This window comes from Legionella sp. ST3F1 (genome assembly GCF_048553315.1).
GTDB lineage: Bacteria > Pseudomonadota > Gammaproteobacteria > Legionellales > Legionellaceae > Tatlockia > Tatlockia donaldsonii.
Genome location: NZ_JBLZIO010000005.1, coordinates 70,067 through 96,406 on the forward strand (window position 1 = coordinate 70,067; position 26,340 = coordinate 96,406).

Sequence of the window (26,340 nt, forward strand, 5' to 3'; positions counted from 1 at the left end):
CTATTATTCCTTGCGACGTGTGTATAAGATATCAATCCCGCTTGCAGTAAGACTGGCATTGACTTGGATACTAAAAAATTTATTGAGTAAATAGGTCAGTGTGAGGACGTTACTATCTGATTGGGCCAAACCAAAGTTATAACTTAGATATAAGCGTTTAGACAATGATTTTCCTACAATGACCGATTTTTTCTCGATAGTTTGCTTGGTGTTGTAATTATACTTCGAATTTGTTTCGTAATTGAAATCTAATCCCAAGGTTTGTTTGACCTGGTCGATCATTTGCAATCCTCCTGTCCCTGAATCAAGATTCATAGAGGATATTGCTGCAAGTAATAATTGGCCTCCACTCTTATTAGCACGATCAATGGGTTTTCCTAGAATGAGTAGAGATAAAATATCCGCTTGCTGCAACGTAGGGGGATTAGAAAAGAGTGCTACTTTAGGTGCATTCAATCGTCCAGTGACCTCAATTCCTACGGTTGTTTTACTACCGAAATCCACCGTCTTTAAATTGGTTGCGTTAAAATCAAGTAATTCATTTGAGCCTGCAAACGCGCTATTTGCGTTGGTGAATTGACGGACAGCTCGTACATGAATGCCAGGATTATCAATTAAACCACCCGTGAACAGTAGTTGACCTTGTTTAATTGTCAAATCTTGTCCATAAGCTTTGTACTGGCCATCACGAATATTTAATTCTCCACTGGCAGTCAAAGGGCCTTGTGGTAGTTGGCGCAGACGAATAGCACCCGTAAGAAAACCACGTAACCCTTGTACAGTAATAGCAACATCATTCCCCATTTCAACACGGACATCTGTATCAAGATGTAAAGGATTGGGCGGCGGTTGTTCTTTACCTGCAAAAACTGCATCCCCAGTTAAGCTGACTGAGTTACTAAAGGATTGGGGTTTAATCTCGGCGTGAGGAATAAGGAGGGTACCTTTCATAGCCAGTGATGTCGGTGTAAATTCGAAGTTTAAGTTAGGGGAGACATGAATTTGATATTCCGGTGTATTAATGAGGGGAACACTGTCCCCAATAAGGGTTATTGTACCTCTAATAGCGGGTGAAAAAACACCGTTACCTTTTAATGTTAATGGTCTGCCATTAGAAACAACAGAGCCTTGTGTCTCCCAGTGCTGTGCCTGACTTTGAACTTTAATTTGGACGGGATTGAGCACAAGGCCTTGTTTGGGTAAGGAAAAACTGGCTTTTTCGAGTTGAATAAGTCCATCAATAATCGGTTTGGTGATAGTACCTTTCGCGTTTAGAATGGCGTGGAGTTGTCCTTCTGCTTTACTAATCTCTTTATTTAAATTACTAAGAAAAGCCAGTGAATTAACGTCTAGACGAAGAGAGCCCCGCAGACTTTGGCCATTTGCCAAACCCTTTTGCAACTGAAATTGTGGTAATTCAAGATTAAGAACTAATTGCTTGTGTGGATCAATTGTCAATTTGCCGTTGATAAGTAAATGCTGCGGATTTAAAGCTACACGAAACTCGCCACCGGTAAATGGCAGGCTCGATAGCAAACTGTCATCTGGTAATTGATAGCTGCCTGGGCGAACCCTGATTAGGGCCTCTCCCTTCGTTGCGCTGCTTAACGACGCTTTTGCAGTAATTGAGGTTTTTAAGCCAGCTAAATCAGGATGTAGAAGTTGCAGTTGAGGGAAGCTGGCAGTTGCCTGTAATTGATAAGGCGTTTTTCCTGATAGTCGTAATTGATTAGCGCCTAAGATAATTTTGCCCTTTAACTGTTGATTTTGATAATCGATGACTGCTTTCAATAAATTGTCGCGGTAGCGGGCTGTTAAGTTGCTCTTGAGTGATAAATTGCCAAGGGAATCGCCGGCAAACGCGGTGCTTAATTTCAATTGCCGTAGGGAGGATAGCGGATTTATCTCAGCATCGAAGGATTGTGCTGTCATCTGGCCCTGAATTTGCGGGCTATTTAGGGCATTATAAACGCAGTTAAAATCAATACGGCCTTGTGCTGATTTCACCGTGCTTACCGCATTAATGCTGTGTGGAGTAATTTTGCTATTCACTTCCCATTCTGCAGCTAAAGGGGAATTAAGAGTCGATTTGAGGCGCAGTGTTAAATCCTCTGGCGAACCATCCACATGAATTTCCCCTTTACTGCTCTCCAGATTATATGCCTTATAAAGCGGCCATAAGATCGCTTGCCATTGTGCAGTGCTGTGGATTTCATAACCATTCCTTAGTGTGCCATTGAGTGTAAGTGGGGCAGGATTAGTGAACTCACCATGCCAATGATAAAGAAAAAAATCACCGCCTAAATCAAGTTTGCCCTCCAAGGGAAATATTTTATTGGCAGACTTAAATCGCAATGCAGCTGACGCGGTAAAGGGCAGTTGGGGTTGCAGTTTGGCTTCAGCAATAATGGCAATTTGATTTAAGTTCATTGCCAGTTTTTTAAGTTTCCATTGCTTGCTTGTTAGCCTGGCTTGCAAATTGATCGCATCGATTTGATGGAGCATGCCGGCCTGGGTAATTTTTGTTTGCTTGATAGAGGCGTCTTTGATAGACAGGACAAATGGTAATTGTGGTAATTGGGCGTTAGTTTTCTCAGCCCCCGCTTTCTGGGGAGATAAATCAACCGTTAAACTATCGGCGTTTAGATGTTCGATAGTAATTTGATGGTGAAACAGGGCGCTTACTTGCCATTTTAACTGGAAATTGCTGAGTTCCACGGCAAATTGTTGATGCTGATAGCGCAGATGTTTAAACGAAAGCTGATCAATTAAACGTCCTTGTAATTGCTCAAAATGAAGTTGGCCAGGCAAAAAAATAGTTGCCAGTTTGGCAGTGACGTAGAGTCCTGGGGTAGTTGTCACGAGGAAAATAAACAGACTGATCACCAGGATAAAAAGCAAAAACAAGCTATAGAATGTGGATCGCAGTGCTGTAATAAGGAAACGCATTTATAAATCAGGCCCCATGCTTACGACAAACCTTGGTTTCCATCCTTTAATCCGATTAAAATGGTTATCCACCGCTTGTGCGAAACCGATTTTAATTGGTCCAATGGGTGATACCCACATTAAACCAATCCCCACATCATTTTGTAAACGTTTCAAACTTGGCATATAGACATCACCACTGTCTAAAAAACCTGTAAGATACCATTTGTCCACCGTTTCCTTCTGAATTTCAATGCCGCCATAACTAAGAATTTTCCCAGGTCCAAGCGAGTTATAGCTATAGGCTTTCAGGTTATCGGCTCCCCCAAGTAGCAGTGCCAGGGATAAAGGTAATTCATTAATGTTTGAAATTTGGGTTATCCCTTGAATAGTATGAAAATAAAAGCGTGTGCGTAGGGCCGGCAAGGTAAGCGCAGCCTTGGCGTTAATTGATGCCTGCGCAAAGCTGACTTCCGATAAGATAGCCCTACTGGCTGCCAAACCATTGATCGTCACATTATAACCACTGGGGGAAAAAAGTTTGTCAGTCGTTTTAGACCAGGTGAACGTCGCGCGTGGATATACACTGAGTTTTTCAATTTTAGGCGCACCGGTATAGTGGAAGCGTTCATACAAACCATTAATAGACAATATTCGTTGAAAGTCAGATAAAGTATGTTGTTGCGCGATTGAGGTTAGTACGGAATCACTATAACCGGCGTTATAGTTCATGTTCGCTAAATTGGTACTGATATTGTATTGATCCGTTACTGGATTTTGTCCCGGAATAATATATTGGGCTTGCAGGGAGCTTTCATTATAAGCACCTATACCGACGACATTAAATTTATGACCGGCCCGGTTTACGGGGACAACGTGAAAGCCTGCACGTCCTCGTATGCCCGTATCGGTACCGTAGCCAAGGCCTAATGAATAATTAATGCGATCTGCGCGTTGCAGATGAACATCAACAGGAATATAGCGCTGACCATTCACTTGCGGTTTGATTGCCACATTGCTGAAATACCCGCTATCAACCAAATAGTTATTTAACGTCAATAGTTGTTCTGTTGTATAGGGTTGGCCATAGTGAAAGGGGAGATAGCGGTGGAGCAATTCCGGCGAGATGTAAGTGGGGTCAAATTTTACCTGGCCAAAATAATACTGTGGACCTGTATTAAATAACAAAATAATCTGGGCATTGTACCGATTCAGATCGATTAGAATTTCAGCTTTTTCGAATGATGAATGTAGATAACCCTGATTTTCCGCAGCACCAACTAGACGTTGTTTGGCCTCTTCATATTGGGCGCTATCCAGGGGCTTACCTTCCTTGAAAGGGAAGTCTTGTATTAGCCTGGTTAACTCCGAATTTTGTGCCCCTTCCCCACGAATTGCCACCTGCACCTTGGTAACAAGCATCTGTGGCCCGGGGATAATTGCAATGTGTAAAGGTTGTCTGCTTATGTGAATTTGGGGTTTAAAATACCCATAGGGCTGCATCGCTTTGGCAATATGCAAACGAAGTTCTGCATCCGTTTCCTGGCTCAGTGAAATGGTTTCATTCAATTCACTTAAGCGTAATTGGATGTTACTTAATAATTTCCCTTTCACACCACGAATATTAAATGGATTCTTATTACTGCTGGCCCCAAGGAGCAAGGGCAATCCTGTCAGAAGCAATAGAATGAGACCTATTTTTTTATTCATAAAGCGATAACATATTTCATCAATAGACTTCTTTCGATGCCAGTATTTTCAGTATTCGAGTACCGTAGTTACAAAGCAGGTTCTAAATTTTGAAAAAAATCTAATCTGTTATTTCGTTTGCCTCCAATGCTTTTAGACGATAGACCAATTCGAGTGCTTCACGAGCTGAAAGATTATCGGCATCAATTTTCGCTAACTCACGCAGTACAGGTGCCAGGGGTTTCACTGTAGTTGCAGGGGCTGGTTGTTGAGGAGACTGTTGTTGAACCAGATCCAAATGAGTCGTAGCAAGATGCAAAACTTCAGCGGGAAGGCCGGCAAGTTGCGCTACTTCGAGGCCATAACTGCGATTGGCAGGGCCTTCTTCTACCCGATATAAAAAAACAATACGGCCTGTTGCCAATGTGGCTTGTAAATGAATATTTCTGATGCGATCCATTTGTTCAGGCAACTGGGTTAATTCGAAATAATGAGTCGAAAACAAACTGTAGGCCTTGACGGTTTCGGCCAGATAGATACAGGTTGCGTAGGCCAGTGCCATCCCATCATAAGTACTGGTACCCCGGCCTATTTCATCAATAAGAACCAGACTTTTAGCGGTTGCCTGGCGTAGAATATGGGCTGTTTCAGTCATCTCGACCATGAAGGTGGAGCGCCCTGAGGCCAGATCGTCACTCGCTCCAATGCGTGTGAAAATCTTATCGATAGGACCTATTTGTACCTGTCTAGCCGGTACATAACTCCCTAGATGCGCGAGCAAGACAATTAAAGCATTTTGGCGCATGTAGGTCGATTTACCTCCCATATTAGGGCCGGTAATCAAGAGCATATTTTGTTTATCATCCAGCTCTAAATCATTGGCAATGAATTGCTGTTGCAGAACTTGTTCTACCACCGGATGGCGTCCGGCATGAATGTGAATACCGGGTTTGCTAACTAATTCTGGACAGCACCATTTCAGGCTTTGTGCTCGTTCAGCAAAATTATTGAGCACATCAAGTTGGGCAATTGCCTGTGCCAATTGAGAGAGCGAAGTAATGTATTGTTGTATTTCTTCCAGTAAATTTTCATAAAGCCATTTTTCTCTTGCCAGGGCTTTGACTTCTGCGGACAAGACTTTTTCTTCAAATAACTTTAATTCCGGTGTGATATAGCGCTCAACATTTTTTAACGTCTGTTTTCGTTGATAATTTGCAGGCGCTTTCTCTGCCTGATTGCGTGATAACTCAATGTAATAGCCTTGCACGCGATTATAGCCAAATTTCAGCGACGAGAGCCCGGAACGTTTTTTCTCGTCATTTTCCAAGGTAATGAGTTTTTCCGCAGCATGGTTGTTTAAGGTTCTTAATTCATCAAGCTCTTCATCAAAACCCGTTGCAATTACACCACCATCACGAATTAACATGGGTGGATTGTCGACAAGCGCCGCAGTTAAGAGGTTGTGTAATACTGGCTGCGCAATTAATTGTCCTGCCAGTGTTTGTGTTAAAGAGGCTTTGTTTTGGGCAACTGTTGCATGCAATTCGGGTAAGAGAGCCAACGTTTGACGCAATTGCACCAGATCACGGGGTCTGGCTGATTTAAGCGCAATACGGGAGACAATTCTTTCTACATCACAGAGTTGCCGTAAGAGCGGTTGTAACAGAGTATCTTGCTTTTTCTCAATCAGTTCTTTAATTGCTTGCTGGCGTTGCTGGATTGCACTATGTTGACTCAGGGGCCTGCCAAGCCAGCGCTTTAGCAAACGACTACCCATCGCGCAGGCCGTGTAATCAAGAACGGCGAGTAAGCTATTTTCTCGTCCTCCTTGATAATTTTCAAATAATTCCAAATGCTTTTGTGTGGAAGCATCTAATTGCAGATAATCACTATTTTGTTCCAGCGTTATACTGGTTAAATGCGGCAAAGCCTGGCGTTGCGTCGCTTCTAGATAAGCCAATAAACAGCCGGCCGCAGGGAAGGCATTGCCATAGTCTTTTTCGCCAAAAGCACTCAAATCGCTAACTGCAAATTGCTCACATAGACGTTGACGAGCTCGTTCGGGGGCAAAATCCCATGCCGGGCGAATTTTTACCCGCTCATTATTACGTAGACAATTGATAGCAATGGCATCTTGTAGCAGAATTTCTACTGGTTGCAGGCGGTTGATTTCAGCAATAAGTTGTTCTTCATCGCCTACTTGTAACAAGTGAAAACGGCCACCACTTAAATCGACCCAAGCGAGGCCATATTGCTTCGCCTGAGGATGAATGGCAAGTAATATATTGTCGCGCCGCGCATCGAGAAGCGCCTCATCGGTTACTGTTCCTGGCGTGATAATACGGGTGACTTGGCGTTCAACAGGGCCTTTGCTCGTAGCTGGATCCCCAATTTGCTCGCAAATGGCGACAGATTCACCTTTCTTTAATAAGCGTGCCAGATAATTTTCAACCGCGTGATAAGGAACACCAGCCATTGGTATTGGTTTATCGGCCGATTGCCCACGATGAGTTAAGGTGAGATCGAGCAGTTGCGCTGCCCGTTTGGCATCATCATAAAAAAGCTCATAAAAATCACCCATGCGATAAAGGAGAAGCATATCAGGGTAATCGGCTTTGATGCGTAAATATTGCTGCATCATGGGAGTATGACTAACAGACATGACACTCTAAGGCGATAAGTTTGGGGAGATTCTAGCAAAAGCAGTTGAACAAGTCAGTAAAACATAGCTTGGTATCAATGTCTGGATTAGCAGGGCAAGCTAAATTTTCCTACTGGTTTGTCATGGTTGCTTTTTCCAAAAGCAATCGGGATTCGAATCGCGATGCTAGCAATTCATTCGTAAAAAGCCAAAATTATAGAGACTGTAAACAGATGTCACTCCCGTAAGAGAGCATTTCTGATATAAAAATTAATATTCCGATTTGCCAATTACGGTAAAATTGGCCATTATGCTAGGCTACCTTTTTATATGACATTTTTTTCAGCAATGGAGAGCATGGCCTATGAAATTTGATGCCCTTGTGCTTGGCGGCGGAATTGTTGGTGTATCGGTTGCCACTCATTTACAAATGCGCGGACGTTCGGTTGCTTTGGTGGATCTGAAATTTCCAGGAAGTGAAACCTCGTTTGGCAATGCTGGATTAATTCAGCGTGAAGGTGTGTATCCTTATGCTTTCCCAAGAGATATTGGTTCCCTGATTAAATATGCTTTGAACCGCTCACCGGAAGCCAGATATCACTTAACTTCTCTACTAAAATTGGCACCTTTTCTATGGAAATACTGGTTTCATTCTCATCCATCCCGCCACGCCGAGATTGCTCGCTCTTATGCAACGCTAATCCAATATAGTTTATCGGAACATCATTCGCTGGCTGAGGCAGCAGACGCTAAACATTTGTTTCGCTCCGGAGGGTGGCTTAAAGTTTTTCGTAGCGCGAAAAAGCAGGATATTGAAACAAGGTTTGCTGAAAAATGCCTGGCTGAGCATGGCGCCAAATTTGAGGAATTGAATGCCGAAACCTTACGTCAGATTGAACCCGATCTGGATCAATCTTTGTTAGGCGCCCTTCGTTATACGCAGTCTGAGGCGGTCAGTGACCCTGGTGCGTTGGTCGCTGCTTATGCAAAGCACTTTGAGCGTATTGGTGGGCGCTTCTTCTTTGGAGATGCCTGCAAGCTATCTGATCAGTGGACACTCAAGACAGAGCAGGGCGAGATTAAAGCAGATTCTGCTGTGATTACCTTAGGACCATGGTCGGATATATTAAGTGCTCGATTGGGCTATCGGTTCCCACTGGCTGTTAAACGTGGATACCATATGCATTATGATATGAAACCGGATACATGCCTCAATCACCCGGTGTTGGATGTCGAAAATGGCTATGTTATGGCGCCAATGACACGCGGGATCCGGCTAACGACGGGCGCTGAATTTGCGCGTCGTGACTCGCGAAAGACGCCAGTACAACTTAACTGTGTAGAGCCTATTGCACGCACGCTTTTCCCTATTACCAAACGACTTGAAGAAAAGCCCTGGATGGGTTGCCGTCCATGTACCCCGGATATGCTTCCCATTATTGGCCAGGCACCTCGCCATAAAGGGCTATGGTTTGCTTTTGGACATGCCCATCATGGCCTGACTTTGGGACCGGTTACGGGACGTTTGGTTGCGGAGATGATAACGGGCTCCGATTTGATAACGAATCCCTTACCATTCAGTGCGAATCGTTTTAGCGCATGATGTTTGGATGTTTGTAGAATTTATAGATTCCTAAATTCACACTATAGTATTTATAAGCGGATAATTAGAGCCAAGAGGATTATGAAACGTAACTGGGATATGATTAGAAATATACTCTTCAAAGTGGAAGAGCTTTCACCAAATGCACTGTTGACGTTAGACAGTTTTCCTATGGATGAACACAACGAAATTTCCTACCATTTGGAAATACTGGAAGAAGCGGGATTAATCAAAGGCAAAATCCATAAAACACCAGGCGGTTCTCCGCATGGGTTCCATTTGATTCGCCTGAGCTGGCTTGGGCATGATTTTTTGGAGTGTATTCGTTCCGATGCGATATGGAAACAAATCAACGATCAGCTTGGTTCCAAAAAAGTGGGCATGAGTATTGAAAACATTATGATGATATCTCAAGGTATTTCAAAAAGACTGTTATCTTAATAATCATTTTTTCCCCTGGTATTAATCACCAATAGCCATGCAGCATTAAAATGCCAGTTTTAATTGCTGCCAATAGAGGTTATAAAGTGCCAAAGTCTCTTCACCAACATCGCGTTGAAAGTGGCCGCGCTTAAGTGTTTCGGCTGAGGGGTAGACAACCTTATTTTCACTCACTGATTTAGGTAATAATTCGCGTCCTTTCGCATTGGTAATCGCATGCCCTTCGGCGAGTGCAATTTTCGCACTGATTTCAGCCTGGAGCATGAAATTAATAAATTGATAGGCTTCATCAGGATGTGGCGGGCTAAGAGGCATTGCCAAACAATCAACCCAAATTACAAAGCCATCGTTGGGATAAACGAAGTCAATTCTGTTATTTTCGGCATGCGCTTTAAAAGCATCCCCATTCCAGGCAGAGCCGGCTATGGCATCTTCATCGATCATAATGGCCTGAATACTGTCACTGGCAAATAATTTGATATTAGGAACAAGTGCCAGTAGGCGTTGATAGGCCGCTTCAATGTGTTTGGGATCGCTATCATTAGGATTAAAGCCGAGGCTCATCAAGGCAATAGCAAACACTTCTCTTGAGTCATCAAGCAACATCAATTGCCGGCGCCAACGACTTTGCCAGAGAGTATTCCAGCTACGTGGTGTCATTTTGACGAAGTCTCGATTGAAAAAGATGCCCGTAGCCCCCCAAATTAAAGGCACACTGTAACGGTTGCCTGGATCATAGTTATTATTGGTAAAGCGCTCATCCAAATTGGCAAGATTAGGTAAGCGAGTTTGATCAAGTGGCGTGAGCATACCTTGTCTTTGCATGCGCTCAACATAATAAGCAGAGGGAAGGATGACATCATAAATACTTTTGCCACTTGCTTTTAATTTGGCGTACATCGTTTCATTACTGTCATACGTAGAAAAATTAACCCTAATCCCTGTTTGTTGTTCAAATTGTTGTATGACCTTTTTGGGAATTTCTCCTCCCCAGACGTAGACATTGACCACTTTATTGGCATGGGCAGAAAAAGAGGCCGTTATCATTAGAAGAAAAAAGAGTAGAATTTTCATACTGATTTACCCGATAAGCGATGTGAAATGATAACTAATACCATCGATATCAGCAGAGTAATCGTACATAAGGCATTCAGCTCCGGGGTTACACCTGCTCTAACCAGGGAATAAATGGTGAGCGGTAAGATATTAAAATCAGGACCAGCAACAAAGTAGCTGATAATGACATCATCGAACGATAAAGTGAAACAAAGCAAAAAGGCACTTAAAACGCCTGGCCATAATAAGGGCAGCAGAATTTTAGTTAAGGCAATCCAACGACTCGCTCCTAAATCCAGGGCACTGAAATAGATATTGGGATCAAGGGTATGAATGCGGCTATTGATTGTTAACACCACAAAAGGAATGCAGAACGTGATATGCGCAATTAATAAGCTTGAAAAGCCTAAAGGAATATTGCTGGCATTAAAAAATAAAAGCAAGGCGACACCAAGAACCAAATCCGGAATAATAATCAACAATAATAATAAGGCATACAGGAAATGGCTGTGCTTACTGCGAAAGAGAAATAGATGGACGCAGGTTAGTACGCCTATCGTAGTAGCTGCAATGGATGCGCCGAGTCCTAACAGAATGGAATGTAGAAAAGAGGACCATAACCCGCGATCATGAAAAAGTTCTATATACCAACGTAAAGAGAAGCCATGCCACTGCAGGGAAAATTTGGTGTTATTGATTGAGTAAACGATCAAAACCAAGATAGGAAAATAAAGTATGAGATAAACAAGACTCAAAAATGTTTTTTGCGCCAAGGCCTTCAATGCAATACCTCCTTACTCTGGCGACGATAAATAATTAATAAAATCAGTAAAAGGACTGTTAATACCACCGAGGTTGCTGAGCCCTGCGGCCAATTCTCTAACACCAGAAACTGATCTTGAATTAAATTACCTAACAAAATAGAGCGAGCCCCGCCCAGTACGTTAGGGATGTAAAACAAAGTCATTGCGGGTAATAACACCAATAAGCAGCCTGCAATAATACCACTGGCGGTATTGGGTAAGAACACGCGAAAAAATATAGCCCATTTATTGGCTCCTAAATCCTTCGCTGCTTCAATCAGTTTGAAATCAAAACGCTCCATGTTGGTAAAAATAGGTAAGACCATAAAAGGAAATAAGTTATAAACCAGCCCGCTGATAACTGCAAAATTGGAGTATAGTAAAGCGAGTGGGGTATCGATCAAATGTAATTTCAACAGAATGGCATTGATAATTCCTTTGGATTTGAGTATGGCAATGAGTGAATAAGTACGTACAAGCGAACTCGTCCAAAAGGGAATAATAATCAATAATAACAATAACGATTGATGTTTTGATTTAACCAGTAAATAGCTAAAAGGGTAGGCAATTAGTAAGCAGCATCCCGTAGTAACGAAAGCAATTAATAGGGAACGAAAAAAAATCTTGGCAAAGACAGGGGTTAGCAGGGCGGTGTAATTGGTTAATGTAAAGGGTAAGCTCACCAGATGGCTGCTATCTCGCGATAAAAAACTGGCTATCAAGACCAAACCTAAGGGAATAAAACTAAAAATGAATAGCCAGGTATAAGTCAAGTAAAGAGACGGTGATTTAACGTTCATCTTAATTCTCAGCACCAGGATTATTGATGTTCATAAGGTAATAGGACTTCCCAGCCGGGTAACCACTCTACCCAAACCGTTTCATTGGCCACATATTCCAGCTTATCATCGTCCTCATCAAAAAATTCCGATGCATTGATGATTTTTCCAGAGGGTAGTTCTACTTTGAGATCAACGGTAGACCCTTTATAGACAATATCGACTATCTTGCCCGGCAGCATTTCTTGCGTATCTTCTACTTCATTAAGACTCCACACCCGAATATCCTCAGGTCGAATGATTAGATGTGCTTTATCACCTGGCTTAAACCGAGCTGTGTTTTTACAGCGTAGTGTAACGGATTCAATTTTGGTGAGTAAGTCTTGCTCATCCAGGGCATCCACAGTGATATCGAAAATATTGGCTTCACCGATGAACATTGCCACATGAAGATTGCTTGGCGTTTCATACACTTCCCTTGGTGTACCGATTTGCTCAATATGACCGTGATTAAAGATAACAATCCTGTCCGACATGGACAGGGCTTCTTCCTGATCATGGGTGACGAAAATAAAGGTCATCTTTAACGCTTTTTGCAATTGCTTAAGTTCATATTGCATGTCTTTGCGTAAGCGGTAATCCAGCGAGCTTAAGGGTTCATCAAGTAGTAAGACTTGTGGTCGATTGATTACTGCACGAGCAATTGCGACACGTTGTTGCTGGCCACCACTTAATTGTTTGATGTTACGTTCACCAAAGGCTTCTAATTGCACCAGACGCAGGGTTTCTGTAACTCGCTGCGCAATTTCGCTTTCCTTAACACGTTTACAACGCAAGGCAAAGGCGACATTTTCATAAACGGATAAATGGGGAAATAAGGCATAACTTTGAAAAACGGTATGAACATCACGTTTTTGTGGCGGCAATAAATTAACGCATTGGCCATTAATATAAATAGCGCCAGCTGTAGGCTGCTCAAAGCCTGAGATCAAACGCAGCAGGGTAGTTTTTCCACAGCCGGAGGGACCAAGCAGAGTCAGGAATTCGCCGTTGTATACTGATAAAGAAATATTATTCAGTATCGTAGCACCACCATAGACTTTATCGATCTGCTTAATTTCTATAAGAGGGGTGTTGTTCATGCTTGCGCCGCACAAAATAGAAGAATTATGCGGTTTGCAGGATGGCTTGTCCAGTGCATTGTATCTTTTGCATGCAGATGGGAATCGGGTGATTCCCATCTGCGCGAGGAAGACAATGTCGTTTTGTAGATACGGATGCCGTGCATAAGGCACGGCAGGTTGACAGATTATTGCCAGCTTGAAATAGGTTGATAGGGTGGTTCCCCACTACAAGTTTGGGATATACCACCGTTATTACAAATAACGAGTCCCGTTTCATCTGTGGAGAAAACCCCACCTTGCCATAAGCAGCAACCCTGCAATTTTTCTAAATCCATCACCGCATGTCGAGTACAATAGCAGGATGAGAAATAGCCATTATTACACACGTAGCGACCTGCTGATGAATCGCAGTAATTAATACCACCCATATCACCACAGCATACAGTTTTAGCACAGCTTGGTATGTAAGGTTGGTCGTATCTACATCGAGGGTCATTAGGCGAAATAATCTCGGCGTTTACAGAGAAAGCAAGAAAAAAAAAGGTGATGGCAAGCAGACAACACTTTAGGCGCATGAGGGATCCCATCAATTAATATTTTTCTAGCATACCATAGGTACGGAATTAAAAAGAAGTTATCTTATTGATCTAACAATGACATTATTTTTGAGGGCTCCTTTTGCTTCATTCGTAAAAGATTGGTTTAAGCCTACAATGACGACTGTTAAAACCCTGGCTGCTTGCAACGGGGTTATTTGTTTTTCAATGTCTTGAGACAATCGATGAGAAGCTAGTCTTCAACTGCATCAAGTATCGGGATCGTTTTTTCTAATTCTTGCATGTCCAATTCCACTGATTCAATTTTTTGAAAACGTTGGGTAATTTTTTTAGCCGAAGTACTGACTTCACTGACATCCTGATGAGCAAGATCAATATGTTTGGATAATTTGTCCATTCGTTTTTCAAAACGTTGGAAATCATCGGCCAAGGCATGCAAATGTTTCTGGATGATATGGATTTGTTTACGGGTGGCATCGTCTTTTAGAACAGCTCTTGCTGTCGTTAAGACAGCCATTAAGGTGTTCGGTGAAACAAGCCAGACTTTCAATCGTTGGGCGAGGGCAATCACTTCTGGGTAGTTGGCATGAATTTCGGCAAAAATAGCTTCGGCTGGAATAAACATGACTGCGCCATCGGTGGTTTCATTAGGGATAATGTATTTTTCAGCGATGTCTTTGATATGTTTTTGCAAATCTTGACGAAATTGTTGTTGCAATGATTTTCTCTCAACGGAGGTCGCATCCGTATTCATCAGCTTTTGGAAAGTTTCCAAGGGAAATTTGGCATCAATGACGACATTGCCTGTCGGCTCAGGAAGGAACAAAATACAATCCGCTCTTTTTTGATTGCTCAGTGTGTATTGCATACGATAATGGGTGCTGGGAATCATATTAGCAATCAACGTTGATAATTGGACTTCACCAAAAGCACCGCGTGCCCGTTTGTCTACCAAGACATCTTGTAAACTGACCACATGGGAAGACAACTCCGTAATTTTTTTCTGTGCTTCATCAATAATGGTCAAGCGCTTAACGACATCAGTGAATGTTGAGGATGTTTTCTCAAAGCCTTCGGTTAATTTATGATTCACTTGCTGGGTGAGGCTATGAAGATGATTGCGTATTTCTTCTGTCAACGTTTGCAGATGAGAGGAGAGCGAACTGGCATGCTGTTTAAAGCTGTGGCTCATTTGTTCCCTGACATCGGTCATTTGCCGTTGTACAATGTCACTGATTAATTGCTGGCTCGTTAACTGACCCTGCATAATTTTTTCGCTAATACTATGCTGATTCGCTTGGTAACCTTGTTGCAATTCAAGATGCAGCTGATGCAACTGGTTAGTGAACAATTGCTGTGTTTTATCGAGCTGGGCTTCAGTGTATTGACGCTGTTGGTATTGACGGCGGATAAGCCACAATAAAAGACAGAATTGGAGGGCAATCGCTATGGCGATACCCTCAAGCAATGAAAAATCAGCAAAATAAGCCATTATTCCCCTAGCTTGGTGAGTGCAATCGGCGTATCAAATTCAAAAACCTGTTTTAATTGACCCAAATCGGTTAAATGAATATAGCCAAGATAATAAGGTGCTTTATAATTACTTTTTAGCTCGGAATCAAATGAAAAATCCAAATTATGGAGACCGGCAGTTAGCCATGCAGAAGTTTGCGCTGTTTGCATGGGGTGTATTTTTCCTGCTTTATCACTACCATAAAGAACGACTTGCAAGGCGTAGCGGCTATCAGTAGCTGCTTCAACGCTCGCAGAAAAAGTTAGCGGGCCAGTTCCTGTTTTTTTGATTTCCCGAATCGCTGCGGAGGGAATAATATAAGAAAAAGCAGAATGCCCTTGTCGCTTAATGGTTTGCGCATTAAGTGTTGTAGTCGTTTTGACTTCCACATACCAATTCCCTCCCTGGCTATCTTTATCACATAGGAGGGTTGCATGCCCTTCGTAGTTTTCATCTTCTATTTTTTCCAGATTTAAAGGAATGGTGTCCCCACTTGCATTGACTAAAGAAGCATCAATGGCATCAATGCGGTAATGCTGTTCCTCATCTTGAAAAGAAATGGTTGCCACTAATTCATCTCCGTATTGATAGTGAGCCTTATCCGTCTTGACGTGTAAATAGGTTTTTGCATCCTTATCAAAAACGTGGATAAGGTAATTTTCATCATCTTTTAAGCCAGGTGTAGAACTACTTAAGACAAATTCCCCGGCACCTAGTTCCGGTTTTAATTGTAAGAGAATGAGATCGCGACCATTAAAGAAAGTATTTTGTAGCGCTTCTTCTTTGGAAAATAAGGAAGAGGCTTCAAGGAGGGTCAAATCAAGACCCTTACTATTTTTAATGCGAAAGTCAGGTTTGGCAGGTAATTTTCGATTTAAAGGTGTAATACGAATAATGGCTCCAGGTGCTTGTGTATTGATAACAAGCCCCTTTTTTAATTGTCCAAAGGTTGTTTTTATCTTGTATTTACGGCTTTTTTGTTGATGCTTTGTTTTATGCCCTAAAGGATTATTATTGGTTGGCCAACTTGTACTGAGAGTCTCTCGTGGGAGATTTTCACAACGCTTGCAATCATAGGGTTTAAGTGCTTGCTGCGGGAAGGTCATTGCCTGCGCTTGTAGTGCCCCTAATAAGATTAAAACAAATAGCTGACCTCTCATTGAATTGCTCCTTGTGCAAATAGTGCTTTCCGTAGAATATCGTCCAAACCAAAGCATGAATGGCGGCTTTGATTATGGCTCAAAGGGGTTTGTTGTTTCGTTTTTTGCCAATCATAAAACCAGAAAAGACCAGCGGTCATTTGTGAATCACAATCCAAAAAACCATCTGAGCAGTCATCCAGATAACGTTGGGTGATTTTTAATGCCGCATTCAATAGATATTGATTGCAATAGCTTTCCTTGTCTAGCGGTGAGGCATTAACATCGGAGCCGACAATGACGTGAAAAGGAATTGGTAAAGAAGGTCGTCCTTTACTACCAAATAACATTTCATCATTAAAGAGCGCCATATCGCCAACGCGCTGTTGCTTTACCGAATCATTGCGATAACCGAGCAACCAGGCTACCTCATCCTCAAACCCATTGCCATCAATTGCTTCGTCAGCTAATGGTGTACCGCCACTGGACGGTGCAATAGCAATGACGTGATGGATTTTCTTAGACAAAAGCATGAAACGCGGATCATAGGTGGGATTGGAAAGGATCCAACGCATGACATTTGCACCATTCGAATGGGTATAAACCGTCAAATGTTTAATTTGTTTTTCATGAACAAATTCGAGTAATTGGCTAGCCAGACATCCTGCGGCTTCTTCATGCCACATGTAATGGCTAAAATCGCAATGAACGATGTAGTGGTTTGCTGGATTGGGAAGCGCTGAAGCCAGTGAATTGATAAAACTCCTTTTCCAATAACCACCATCAGCATCTTCGCGATGGTCATTGGTGCCATGTACAAAAGCAATACCCATATTCTTATCTGGTGTTTCCGAGTATGCTCCAAAAGAAACCAGAAAAAGAAAAAAACAGACAAAAAAACGCGGGAAGTCCATTTCATCATCCTTGTTTAAAAGTCAATCACACCCATCTATAACACACTCATCTGCCTGACAGCAAGATTAAAAAATAACAATAAAATTTAACACCTTAAATGTCGAATTATTGGCTTTTTAAGTCCTAATTGTCATTCCATTGGCAAGAAAAAAATTAGGATGTCTCTGAGGGATTGAGAGCGGGGCGTAATTAGGATTATTTTCCTTAATTTAGTTCAGCAACCTCACATTGTGATTGGTATTATTACATCAAAGAGGGCGGTTACCCCATGCTGATGGAATAGCTATTGCAAAAGCAAAGTGCCTGCGATGCATACAACCAGGGTTAGAGATTGGTTGTATGCACATGAGGGTGGTATTTAATCTGGATTTCACTGCAAAATAAATTTCTATTCGGGTCGCCTGTAGGGTGGTTTCCTTTTAGGGAAAAGCGGGCGCTCTTTAACGCCTCCAGAAACATTTTCTAAATCACCGGGTTTAATTTTGCTAGCCTCTTTTGACTCTTTCATCTGTTTTTTGGTTATCTTGGGCATGAGAATCTCCTAAAAAATTAGGTATTTTGAGTATAGCAGTTGTAGGTTGATGTCCTTGCCTGCTCCCAGGTCGGGCCAGGGGGGCCGCTTACTTTTAAAAGAACACGAGGGAAGGCGTGACTGTTCCTGTCCAGGCAGTGGATTATTGAAAACATTCATGGGCTTTAAGCGCTTTACTTGCGTAAAAAGCTAACAAACTTTCAAAGTCACGTCGAAAAAATGGGGGGTATGCCGTTTCTTGAGACGGAAACGTTGAAAAAAGAGGAGTAAATCGAATACCATGGCTTCAGCCATCATTGCCTCCTTGGGAGCTAATTGTGGTTAGCTGGTAGTTGTTTATTAATTTAAAAACGCGCTTAACTCTTTTTTATTCCGCAGTGAGTCGCAACAGAAAATTGAGTGTTTTCTTAGCACTCCCTGTGGAAAACCGCCCTAGTTAATCTTAAAAGGATAGTTGATGAATGAATGAGGATATTCTCAATCAAATCAAAATGTTAAAAACTCGTATCAGAGATTATGATTATCACTATTACGTACTCGACGACCCCTTGGTTCCTGATATTGAATACGACCGCTGTTTTAAGGAATTACAGGCACTGGAATCAGAATATCCACACTATGTCAGTGCGGATTCGCCTACACAACGGATCGGTGGTAAACCTGCCGGTGCTTTTGAACCGGTTTTGCACCAGCAACCGATGCGTTCGTTGGGGAACGTTTTTTCTACAGACGAGTTGCAAGCATTTATGAAACGGGTCAGTGATCGTCTGGAGATGGATGAGAAAGCATTGCTCTTTACTTGCGAGCCTAAACTGGATGGCTTGGCTGTCAGTCTCACCTATAAAAATGGGGTATTACATTGTGCGGCTACACGGGGTGATGGGGCTGTGGGTGAAAACATCACCAATAATATTCGAACGATTGCAGCTGTTCCATTAAAATTATTGACCGAGAATCCCCCTGAGCTGATTGAGATTCGTGGGGAAGTGTATATGCCGAAGGCCGGTTTTGAAGCCTATAACAAAAAAGCACGGGCTCATGGTGAGAAAACCTTTGCTAATCCCAGAAATGCGGCGGCAGGCAGTTTACGCCAATTAAATCCTGCAATTACTGCAAGTAGGCCTTTGGCGATTTACTGTTATGGTATTGGTGGTTATGAGCCGAAAAATTGGTCATTGCCAACTAGCCATTTTGAGCGTTTGCAATGGTTGCAGAGTTTGGGTTTTCGGGTTTCTGCTGAAACTAAAACGGTGCACGGTTTTGCCGGTTGTCTTGCCTTTTATGAATCGATGTTAGAGAGACGAGCATCGTTACCTTATGAAATTGATGGTGTGGTTTACAAGATCGACGATATCGAGTTGCAGGAGGAGTTAGGCTACGTAGCTCGTGCACCACGGTTTGCCTGCGCCCATAAGTTTCCTGCCAGTGAGGAAATGACTCAGATCCATGCCGTTGATTTTCAGGTCGGACGGACTGGGGCATTAACACCCGTTGCACGATTAAATCCTGTGAGTGTGGCGGGTGTTACCGTCAGTAACGCGACCTTACACAACATGGATGAAATCAAACGCAAAGATATTCGTATCGGCGATACGGTGGTTGTCCGCCGTGCGGGTGATGTGATTCCGGAGGTTGTTTCTGTTGTATTGGAAAAACGGCCTGAAGATACACAATTGATCCAGATGCCGACTCATTGCCCGGTTTGTGGTGCAGGCGTTTTCAGGGAAGAAGGAGAGGCAGTCGCCCGTTGCACTGGCGGATTGTTCTGTAAGGCGCAACTCCAACAAATGTTATGGCATTTTGCTTCGAGACGGGCGATGGCGATCGATGGCTTGGGTGAAGTTCTTATCGAGCAATTAATCGACCAGGAAATTGTCCGCGATGTCGCTGATTTATATACCCTGGATCTGGATACTTTAGCTAACCTCGAGCGGATGGGGAAAAAATCGGCAGAGAATTTATTGACTGCCATTGAGCAAAGTAAGCAAACAACCTTTGCCCGCTTTCTCTACGCCTTGGGCATTCGGGAGGTTGGGGAAGTGAGCGCGCGCGTATTAGCGACTGAGTTTTCTGATATTGAATCGTTAAAAAATGCCACAGCAGAACAGCTCATGGCACTGCGAGACATTGGGCCTATTGGTGCTTATCATGTGGTGCACTTCTTTGCCCAATCCCATAATGTTGAGGTCATTAATAAGCTCTTGGCTCAAGGCGTGCATTGGCCGAAGGAAGAGCGCAAACAATTGGATGTTAATCATCCTTTCCACGGGAAGACAATGGTACTGACAGGAACATTGACTAGTATGGGGCGTGAAGATGCCAAAGCACGTCTCTTGGCAGTTGGAGCCAAGGTTGCAGGCAGTGTATCGGCCAAGACTGATTTTGTAGTCGCAGGTAGTGAAGCCGGTTCGAAACTTGATAAAGCCCAGGCGCTTGGTGTTAAGGTGTTGGATGAGGATGAATTTCTTCGTCAACTTTGATAGAAAGATCGCTCCCCCTCTCCGCGAAAGAAACTGGATTAAGGTCGATAAATAAGGCTCTTCGCGGGAGAGGGACTGGCTAAGTCGATGTGAAAACGCTGGTCTGCGTACTTGACTAAAGCCTTAGCGGCTCACATCATAAGACCTTTGAATTATCGTATATCAGGATTTGTACTTTGACAGTATTCTCCAGACAAGGGATCGTATTCTTAATACTGTTTAGTACGTTGCTTACCTCCTATGCCGGGTGGGTATTAAACAATCCTTATCCAGAAGACGAGCGTTTGCAGAAAATTTTTTATTCATCTTTCAACGAGCAACCCAAAACACTCGATCCAGCTAAATCTTATTCCAGCAACGAATACCAATTCACATCGCAAATTTATGAGCCGGTATTGGAATATGATTATTTGCTGCGCCCTTACAAACTGGTGCCTCTAAATGCCACCAGCATGCCGCAAGTCCGGTATTTCGATCGTTCAAACCGGGCGCTTTCCAATCCTGATGAAGGAGAGGTTGCTTATTCAAGCTACACCATTCATATCAAGCCAGGTATTTTCTTCCAACCGCATCCGGCTTTGGCGAAGGATGGAAAGGGTAATTACCGTTATCTTCAATTATCGGCTGATTATCTTGATGAGAATGATATCAGCAGTTTATCTGATTTCGAATATACAGGAACGCGGGAGCTTCTTGCCGATGATTATATTTATGAAATCAAGCGGCTGGCCAATCCAGCGGTTAATTCGCCGATCTATGGGTTAATGAGTGAACACATCATTGGTTTTAGGGAGTTTGCCAGTATCTTGCCAATGATGATTAATCCGGACGATTTTGTCGATTTAAGAAAATATGGCATGGCTGGTTTGCGCAAAATTGATGATTACACGTTTGAGATTACCCTCAAGGGGCAGTACCCGCAATTTTTGTTTTGGCTGGCTATGCCTTTTTTTGCTCCAGTCCCCTGGGAAGCGGATCGTTTCTATTCACAACCTGGAATGGATGATAATAATTTAGGGTTTGATTGGTATCCCGTTGGCACAGGTCCTTTCATGCTCAGTGAAAATAATCCGAACAAGCGGATGGTGCTGAGTAAAAATCCCAATTTTCGTGAGGACTATTTTCCTTCTCATGGTGGGCAAGAAGATAGGGATGCGGGTTATTTATCGCATGCCGGTGAGCGCCTGCCTTTAATTGATCAAGCTGTTTTTACCTTGGAAAAGGAATCGATCCCGAGATGGAATAAGTTCATGCAAGGTTATTATGATACGTCGGGAGTGAGTGAGGATAGCTTTGATCAGGCGATTCAAATCAGTTCGACGGGTGAACCAAGGCTCACACCCTCTATGGTCGAAAAGAAAATGACTTTGACCCAAACCACTGATCCAGCCATTTATTATTTGGGTTTTAACATGCTGGATAGTGTGGTCGGGGGAACTAGCGAACGAGCACGCAAATTACGCTTAGCGATTTCGATTGCCGTCAATTTTGATGAGAATATTGCCATTTTTTATAACGGTCGTGGTAATCCTGCACAAGGTCCAATTCCACCGGGCATTTTTGGTTATAAGGAGGGGAAAGAAGGCATTAATCCTTATGTGTATCGATGGGAAGGAGGCAGAGCAAAACGGCGTAATATTGCTGATGCCAGGGCTTTAATGCGTGAAGCAGGCTATCCAGGTGGACGCAATCCCAAAACGGGAAGAGCGTTAATTTTACATTATGATGTACCCATTACTGGCGGGCCCGATGATAAAGCGCAACTTGATTGGATGCGCAAGCAATTGGCTAAAATTGGCATTGATCTGAATGTGCGGGCGACGCAGTATAATCGTTTTCAGGACAAGATGCGGAGTGGTAATGCGCAAATTTTTAGTTGGGGTTGGAACGCTGATTATCCTGATCCGGAAAACTTTTTATTCATGCTTTATACGGCCAATGGTAAGGTGAAACATGGCGGTGAAAACGCGGCTAATTATTCCAATCGTCGCTATGATCGTTTATTTGAATTAATGAAGAATCATCCTAATGATCCGCAACGGCAATTACTCATTGATAAGATGGTTGAGATTGTCAGGCATGATGCACCTTGGGTGTGGGGAATCAATTCGGAAACTTTGATTTTAAGTCAACAGTGGGTTTCAGCCACGAAGCCTAGCACCTTTAGTCGTAATACCCTGAAGTACCTTGCTGTTGATGTGGATTTGCGTAATGAATTACGGGATCGTTGGAACAAGCCGGTGTTTTGGCCCTTGGGTTTGTTATTGTTATTATTTGTTTTAACTTTACTACCCTTGTTGATTGCTTATCGCCGCAAAGAGAAGCAGAGCGCTGTGAGAATCAAATGATGACCTATTATTTATTGCGTCGTATTGTTTATGCCATTCCTATTTTGCTGGGTATTAACGTGATCACTTTCGCCTTATTTTTTATGGTGAACTCACCGGATGATATGGCGCGTATGCAGTTAGGGCAAAAATATGTGAAGCCAGCAGCGATTATGCAGTGGAAAGTGCAACGAGGCTATGATTTGCCTCTTTTTTATAACGCTGAAAAATCAGGACTTAAACAAGTGACAGAGACTCTTTTTTTCCAAAAATCACTGCGCTTGTTTGCTTTTGATTTTGGCATTTCTGATGGCGGCAGGGATATTAGCTATGATATTTCCCATCGCATGTGGCCTAGTTTGGCGATTGCGATTCCTATCTTACTGTTTGGGATGCTGGCTGATATTATTTTTGCGATGTCGATGGCTTTTTTTCGTACAACCTACCTGGATTTAAGTGGTGTTGTTATTTGCATTATCCTCATGTCCATTTCCAGTCTTTTTTATATTATCGGCGGCCAATATATTTTCGGTAAGGTACTGCGATTAGTTCCTATCTCTGGGTATGATGATGGTTTAGATAGTATTAAATTTATTGTTTTGCCAGTACTCGTTGCAGTCTTGGCGGGGGTAGGCGCCGGTTCGCGATGGTACCGCACTTTATTTTTGGAAGAAATGAATAAGGATTATGTGAAAACAGCACGTGCAAAAGGATTATCAGAATCAATCGTCTTGTTTCGTCATGTGTTAAAAAATGCACTTTTACCTATTCTGACGGGTGTTGTCGTGATTATTCCTTCCTTATTTATGGGAAGTTTAGTGCTGGAATCATTTTTTGGCGTGCCAGGATTAGGCAGCTATATTATTGATGCGATTCAGCAACAGGATTTTGCTATTGTCAGGGCCATGGTGTTTTTAGGGTCAATTCTCTACATTGTAGGCTTAATCTTGACTGATATTTCTTACACACTAGTTGATCCGCGTGTGAGGTTGAGCTGAGATGGAACTCTTATGGACCGATCAATGTTTTCTTGGCGTGTTAATCGTTAGTTTAATAATCACGCTTGTCAGTTTACGTAAAGTGCATACCAGACAGGCCTTTAAGCGCATTTTTAGAAGGCCTCTGGCTGTAAGTGCCGGTATTGTCCTGTGTTTTTTTCTCGCTATTGGTGTTATCGATTCCATTCATTTGCACCAAAACGACTCTGTGCTGGATCGAGTAATGGCACCGTTGGGAGCCAGTTTTGAAAAGACCTATTCAGCCCCGTTAGCACTAAATTTATACAGTGTGGAAACAATTTTGGTTGGCGATAAAGTAGAGCAGGTCTATCCTCGTTTAAAATACCCACCTGCCCAGATAAAAAATGAGGCCGATAAATTCTGGCGAATTAAACAACTATTCGGGAAGGCATTGGCATGGAGTGTCAGCCTGACTCTAGTACTTTGGTTGCTTATGATTGCAGCTAAGAGGGTTACCAATAAGCGCTGGCACTTTAGCCCTAAAAAAGCCGGTGTGGCTGCTCTAGTGACCTTTTTCTTGTGTGCTATGGTTTTACTCTTCAGTTATTGGCTGTCGCGGGAATTGCATCTTTTAGGTACTGGAAAAATCGGGCAGGATATTTTTTATTACACGGTAAAAAGTATTCGTACCGGTCTTATCATCGGTATTCTGACAACCTTGTTTATGTTGCCTCTGGCTTTAATACTCGGCATAGCAGCAGGCTACTTTGGTGGCATCGTTGACGATCTTATTCAATATCTCTATACCACACTTAGTTCAATTCCTGGTGTATTGCTGATTACTGCGTCGGTATTATCGATGCAGACCTACATTGCCAATCACCCGCAACAATTTTCCACCCTGAGTAAAAATGCCGATGCGCGTTTATTTGCGTTGTGCCTGATTTTGGGAGTAACCAGCTGGACCAGTTTATGCCGTTTGCTTCGTGCTGAAGCCTTAAAGCTTAGAGAAGTGGATTACGTGATGGCTGCCCGTGCTTTGGGAAGTAGTTCTTTGACTATACTGCGTAAACATTTACTGCCCAATGTCATGCACATTGTATTAATTACCCTGGTGTTGGATTTTAGTTTTTTGGTGCTTGCTGAAGCGGTACTTTCTTATGTCGGTGTTGGGGTTTCACCAATGACTATCAGCTGGGGCAACATGATCAACGGTGCCCGGTTAGAGTTGGCAAGGGAGCCCCTTGTTTGGTGGCCCATGATCTCAGCGTTCGCTTTTATGTTTACCCTCGTTTTAGCGTCTAACCTTTTTGCTGATGCACTACGGGATGCTTTTGATCCGCATCAAGCAAGAACTTAGAGTTTCTGGAAGTGTCTGTCCGGTTTTGTTTAAAGTTCACACTTTTGTCAAAACCGGAAGCGCTCGTTTTTTCAATCGGTCAGATTAAGCAGAAACTAATTCCTGTTTAGGCAAGCTATACCGAGTTTATCGGCCAGTTGTTATATTGCTTTTTAAACTCGGCAAGGGCTTTCTTTCCAAGCGTAAAATTAATGGTTTTTCTTCTTGGCATTATTGTCGCCTAATAGCCACTCCACACTGACTGCCAGTTCATCAGCAATGGTTTGAATAGATTTGGATTCAAAAATGACGCCATGCAATAGTGCTTCAATTTTAAATTTGGGTAATTTAAATAGTTTGGAGCATGCTTGAACTCGCTCAGTCATTAAACTGGGAACGCCAATTGCATCTAATTCACCCATCAAACGCTCAGATAATAATTTGTTAGACATGGTAGTCTCCTCTTGATTTACTTTTAGTGTAAAACACGTAAGCTTAAGAATTGATTAAGTTAAAATCTGGAGGAGTTAGCTATTATTAGCTTATAAGTGATTGGTATTTTGTATTTTGTATAAGCTCATTGAGGTGAGAGTTAAGAATGGATAATGGATTTTCCCCAAAAACAAAAGGTGGCTACCCGAAATGGGCTAATATTTTTATTAGCGTATGGTTTTTTACCTGGCTATCCAGTTATGCCTATGCAGATATTCGCGTGGGAACTGTTAAATTTGATCCGCCCTATGTTCTTTCCCTCGACCAGGGTTTTGAAATTCAATTGATAAAACTCATTTGTCAACGAATGAATCAGCAATGCACTTTGATACAAATGCCTTATTACCAACTGTTTGAGGAATTACTGAAGGGGTCTATAGACATAGGTATTGACAGTATTCCTTTTTACCTCTCCCCCTCGGGTGGCGATACCTATATTTATTCTTACCCTTATTTACTTAGTAAAGGACAATTTGTCGTTTTGAGAAGTAGCAAAATTAATGCTATCAAGGATATACCGCAGGGATCCACCGTTGGATTAGTTAAAGAGAGTGGGGAACCTGGTCGGGGATTATTTTATCGCTTTTTCGTTGCCAAATACGGTAACACATTTCAAGTTAAACTTTTTGACGATATAGAATCGCTCATCAGTGATTTGTCTAGCGGAAATGTTACTGCAGTATTTTTGGATAATAACGAAGCGAATTATTGGGAACTTAATGGCGGGGATCAGTTTGATGCGCTTGAAACCCCTATGAAAGTTGCTGATGGAATTGGCATTGTTGCTTTGCCCCAAAACCAAGCGTTAATAAACAGTATTAACCAACAATTAATCAACATAGAAAGTGGAAGTGCCTACATTAATTTGTATAACACCTATTTCCATATGGGGAACTAGAGTCTGTTGGCATTTCTACTATCTTGGCCGAAAAGCTAGCGAAATGGCAACAGACCCTGGTAAGTTATAACTAACTATAGTTGAGCAAAATGTTTTTTATTACAGCATAATCTCTTTTTGTTCCA

At 42.5% G+C, this 26,340-nt stretch carries 20 protein-coding genes; 7 read left to right on the forward strand and 13 right to left on the reverse strand.

The genetic code is table 11. The annotated features are described in order from the left end of the window. Nucleotides 1-3: 3 nt before the first annotated feature. From ACN4Z1_RS05360 to mutS, 3 genes are all read right to left on the reverse strand, one after another. A complete protein-coding gene (locus ACN4Z1_RS05360; protein ID WP_419388044.1) occupies nucleotides 4-2,949 on the reverse strand; it encodes a translocation/assembly module TamB domain-containing protein in 2,946 nt (981 codons plus the stop codon). Beyond that, entirely contained in the window at nucleotides 2,950-4,638 is a 1,689-nt protein-coding gene (locus ACN4Z1_RS05365) for an autotransporter assembly complex protein TamA (RefSeq protein ID WP_228364362.1), read from the reverse strand. Nucleotides 4,639-4,738: 100 nt separating this feature from the next. Then, nucleotides 4,739-7,279 (reverse strand): DNA mismatch repair protein MutS, encoded by a 2,541-nt coding sequence (mutS, locus tag ACN4Z1_RS05370; RefSeq protein WP_419388043.1) that lies wholly within the window; start codon nucleotides 7,277-7,279, stop codon nucleotides 4,739-4,741. A 343-nt stretch (nucleotides 7,280-7,622) separates the two neighbouring features. On the opposite strand from mutS, the gene ACN4Z1_RS05375 reads away from it, so the two are divergent. Both ACN4Z1_RS05375 and ACN4Z1_RS05380 read left to right on the forward strand, forming a co-directional pair. Continuing rightward, nucleotides 7,623-8,861 carry an NAD(P)/FAD-dependent oxidoreductase gene (locus tag ACN4Z1_RS05375; RefSeq protein WP_228364360.1) on the forward strand — a complete coding sequence of 413 codons (1,239 nt, stop codon included), beginning with the start codon at nucleotides 7,623-7,625 and terminating at the stop codon, nucleotides 8,859-8,861. Nucleotides 8,862-8,942: 81 nt separating this feature from the next. Then, nucleotides 8,943-9,302 carry a DUF2513 domain-containing protein gene (locus ACN4Z1_RS05380; protein ID WP_419388042.1) on the forward strand — a complete coding sequence of 120 codons (360 nt, stop codon included), beginning with the start codon at nucleotides 8,943-8,945 and terminating at the stop codon, nucleotides 9,300-9,302. Between the two features lie 45 nt (nucleotides 9,303-9,347). Here the strand turns inward: ACN4Z1_RS05380 and ACN4Z1_RS05385 are convergent, their stop codons facing one another. From ACN4Z1_RS05385 to ACN4Z1_RS05425, 9 genes are all read right to left on the reverse strand, one after another. Then, on the reverse strand, nucleotides 9,348-10,376 hold the full coding sequence (locus ACN4Z1_RS05385; RefSeq protein ID WP_419386329.1) for an ABC transporter substrate-binding protein: 1,029 nt from the start codon (nucleotides 10,374-10,376) through the stop codon (nucleotides 9,348-9,350). After that, on the reverse strand, nucleotides 10,373-11,140 hold the full coding sequence (locus ACN4Z1_RS05390; RefSeq protein ID WP_228364358.1) for an ABC transporter permease subunit: 768 nt from the start codon (nucleotides 11,138-11,140) through the stop codon (nucleotides 10,373-10,375). Before ACN4Z1_RS05390 ends, ACN4Z1_RS05385 begins: the two co-directional genes overlap by 4 nt. After that, complete coding sequence (locus ACN4Z1_RS05395) at nucleotides 11,137-11,961, reverse strand: ABC transporter permease (RefSeq protein WP_115220908.1); 825 nt, start codon at nucleotides 11,959-11,961, stop codon at nucleotides 11,137-11,139. Before ACN4Z1_RS05395 ends, ACN4Z1_RS05390 begins: the two co-directional genes overlap by 4 nt. A 20-nt stretch (nucleotides 11,962-11,981) precedes the next feature. After that, entirely contained in the window at nucleotides 11,982-13,082 is a 1,101-nt protein-coding gene (gene potA, locus ACN4Z1_RS05400) for a spermidine/putrescine ABC transporter ATP-binding protein PotA (RefSeq protein WP_228364357.1), read from the reverse strand. A 167-nt stretch (nucleotides 13,083-13,249) separates the two neighbouring features. Further along, on the reverse strand, nucleotides 13,250-13,639 hold the full coding sequence (locus ACN4Z1_RS05405) for a neurogenic locus notch (RefSeq protein WP_115220910.1): 390 nt from the start codon (nucleotides 13,637-13,639) through the stop codon (nucleotides 13,250-13,252). A gap of 214 nt (nucleotides 13,640-13,853) precedes the next feature. Continuing rightward, nucleotides 13,854-15,113 (reverse strand): DNA recombination protein RmuC, encoded by a 1,260-nt coding sequence (locus ACN4Z1_RS05410; protein WP_228364356.1) that lies wholly within the window; start codon nucleotides 15,111-15,113, stop codon nucleotides 13,854-13,856. After that, nucleotides 15,113-16,294, reverse strand: a complete 1,182-nt coding sequence (locus tag ACN4Z1_RS05415; RefSeq protein WP_228364355.1) for a DUF4785 domain-containing protein — start codon at nucleotides 16,292-16,294, stop codon at nucleotides 15,113-15,115. Before ACN4Z1_RS05415 ends, ACN4Z1_RS05410 begins: the two co-directional genes overlap by 1 nt. Further along, nucleotides 16,291-17,187 (reverse strand): hypothetical protein, encoded by an 897-nt coding sequence (locus ACN4Z1_RS05420; RefSeq protein WP_419386327.1) that lies wholly within the window; start codon nucleotides 17,185-17,187, stop codon nucleotides 16,291-16,293. Before ACN4Z1_RS05420 ends, ACN4Z1_RS05415 begins: the two co-directional genes overlap by 4 nt. A 389-nt stretch (nucleotides 17,188-17,576) precedes the next feature. Next, nucleotides 17,577-17,720, reverse strand: coding sequence for a hypothetical protein (locus ACN4Z1_RS05425; protein ID WP_181879334.1), 144 nt, complete (start codon nucleotides 17,718-17,720; stop codon nucleotides 17,577-17,579). A 461-nt stretch (nucleotides 17,721-18,181) separates the two neighbouring features. Between ACN4Z1_RS05425 and ligA the strand changes: the two genes are divergently transcribed. The 4 genes from ligA to ACN4Z1_RS05445 all read left to right on the forward strand — a co-directional run bounded on the left by ligA (nucleotide 18,182) and on the right by ACN4Z1_RS05445 (nucleotide 24,846). Next, the gene (gene ligA / locus ACN4Z1_RS05430) at nucleotides 18,182-20,200 is read left to right on the forward strand and encodes an NAD-dependent DNA ligase LigA (protein WP_419388041.1); all 2,019 of its coding nucleotides are present in this window, start codon (nucleotides 18,182-18,184) and stop codon (nucleotides 20,198-20,200) included. Between the two features lie 578 nt (nucleotides 20,201-20,778). Beyond that, nucleotides 20,779-22,548, forward strand: coding sequence for an ABC transporter substrate-binding protein (locus ACN4Z1_RS05435; RefSeq protein ID WP_419386334.1), 1,770 nt, complete (start codon nucleotides 20,779-20,781; stop codon nucleotides 22,546-22,548). Next, complete coding sequence (locus ACN4Z1_RS05440) at nucleotides 22,548-23,525, forward strand: ABC transporter permease (protein ID WP_419388073.1); 978 nt, start codon at nucleotides 22,548-22,550, stop codon at nucleotides 23,523-23,525. Before ACN4Z1_RS05435 ends, ACN4Z1_RS05440 begins: the two co-directional genes overlap by 1 nt. A 1-nt stretch (nucleotide 23,526) precedes the next feature. Further along, a complete protein-coding gene (locus ACN4Z1_RS05445; RefSeq protein ID WP_228364352.1) occupies nucleotides 23,527-24,846 on the forward strand; it encodes an ABC transporter permease in 1,320 nt (439 codons plus the stop codon). 188 nt (nucleotides 24,847-25,034) lie between these two features. Here ACN4Z1_RS05445 and ACN4Z1_RS05450 read toward each other — a convergent pair whose 3' ends face one another. Beyond that, nucleotides 25,035-25,277, reverse strand: coding sequence for a hypothetical protein (locus ACN4Z1_RS05450; RefSeq protein WP_228364351.1), 243 nt, complete (start codon nucleotides 25,275-25,277; stop codon nucleotides 25,035-25,037). Between the two features lie 146 nt (nucleotides 25,278-25,423). On the opposite strand from ACN4Z1_RS05450, the gene ACN4Z1_RS05455 reads away from it, so the two are divergent. Beyond that, complete coding sequence (locus ACN4Z1_RS05455) at nucleotides 25,424-26,215, forward strand: transporter substrate-binding domain-containing protein (RefSeq protein WP_228364350.1); 792 nt, start codon at nucleotides 25,424-25,426, stop codon at nucleotides 26,213-26,215. The last annotated feature ends 125 nt before the right edge of the window (nucleotides 26,216-26,340 follow it).

Bases quoted from the DNA above. Each gene is read 5' to 3' on its own strand.
- ACN4Z1_RS05425 (WP_181879334.1), bottom strand. From the start codon at position 17,720: ATGCCCAAGATAACCAAAAAACAGATGAAAGAGTCAAAAGAGGCTAGC.
- ACN4Z1_RS05445 (WP_228364352.1), top strand. From the start codon at position 23,527: ATGGAACTCTTATGGACCGATCAATGTTTTCTTGGCGTGTTAATCGTT.
- ACN4Z1_RS05440 (WP_419388073.1), top strand. From the start codon at position 22,548: ATGACCTATTATTTATTGCGTCGTATTGTTTATGCCATTCCTATTTTG.
- mutS (WP_419388043.1), bottom strand. From the start codon at position 7,279: ATGTCTGTTAGTCATACTCCCATGATGCAGCAATATTTACGCATCAAA.
- ACN4Z1_RS05420 (WP_419386327.1), bottom strand. From the start codon at position 17,187: ATGGACTTCCCGCGTTTTTTTGTCTGTTTTTTTCTTTTTCTGGTTTCT.
- ACN4Z1_RS05395 (WP_115220908.1), bottom strand. From the start codon at position 11,961: ATGAACGTTAAATCACCGTCTCTTTACTTGACTTATACCTGGCTATTC.
- ACN4Z1_RS05455 (WP_228364350.1), top strand. From the start codon at position 25,424: ATGGATAATGGATTTTCCCCAAAAACAAAAGGTGGCTACCCGAAATGG.
- ACN4Z1_RS05405 (WP_115220910.1), bottom strand. From the start codon at position 13,639: ATGCGCCTAAAGTGTTGTCTGCTTGCCATCACCTTTTTTTTTCTTGCT.
- ACN4Z1_RS05415 (WP_228364355.1), bottom strand. From the start codon at position 16,294: ATGAGAGGTCAGCTATTTGTTTTAATCTTATTAGGGGCACTACAAGCG.
- ACN4Z1_RS05450 (WP_228364351.1), bottom strand. From the start codon at position 25,277: ATGTCTAACAAATTATTATCTGAGCGTTTGATGGGTGAATTAGATGCA.
- ACN4Z1_RS05360 (WP_419388044.1), bottom strand. From the start codon at position 2,949: ATGCGTTTCCTTATTACAGCACTGCGATCCACATTCTATAGCTTGTTT.
- potA (WP_228364357.1), bottom strand. From the start codon at position 13,082: ATGAACAACACCCCTCTTATAGAAATTAAGCAGATCGATAAAGTCTAT.
- ACN4Z1_RS05375 (WP_228364360.1), top strand. From the start codon at position 7,623: ATGAAATTTGATGCCCTTGTGCTTGGCGGCGGAATTGTTGGTGTATCG.
- ligA (WP_419388041.1), top strand. From the start codon at position 18,182: ATGAATGAGGATATTCTCAATCAAATCAAAATGTTAAAAACTCGTATC.
- ACN4Z1_RS05380 (WP_419388042.1), top strand. From the start codon at position 8,943: ATGAAACGTAACTGGGATATGATTAGAAATATACTCTTCAAAGTGGAA.
- ACN4Z1_RS05365 (WP_228364362.1), bottom strand. From the start codon at position 4,638: ATGAATAAAAAAATAGGTCTCATTCTATTGCTTCTGACAGGATTGCCC.
- ACN4Z1_RS05385 (WP_419386329.1), bottom strand. From the start codon at position 10,376: ATGAAAATTCTACTCTTTTTTCTTCTAATGATAACGGCCTCTTTTTCT.
- ACN4Z1_RS05410 (WP_228364356.1), bottom strand. From the start codon at position 15,113: ATGGCTTATTTTGCTGATTTTTCATTGCTTGAGGGTATCGCCATAGCG.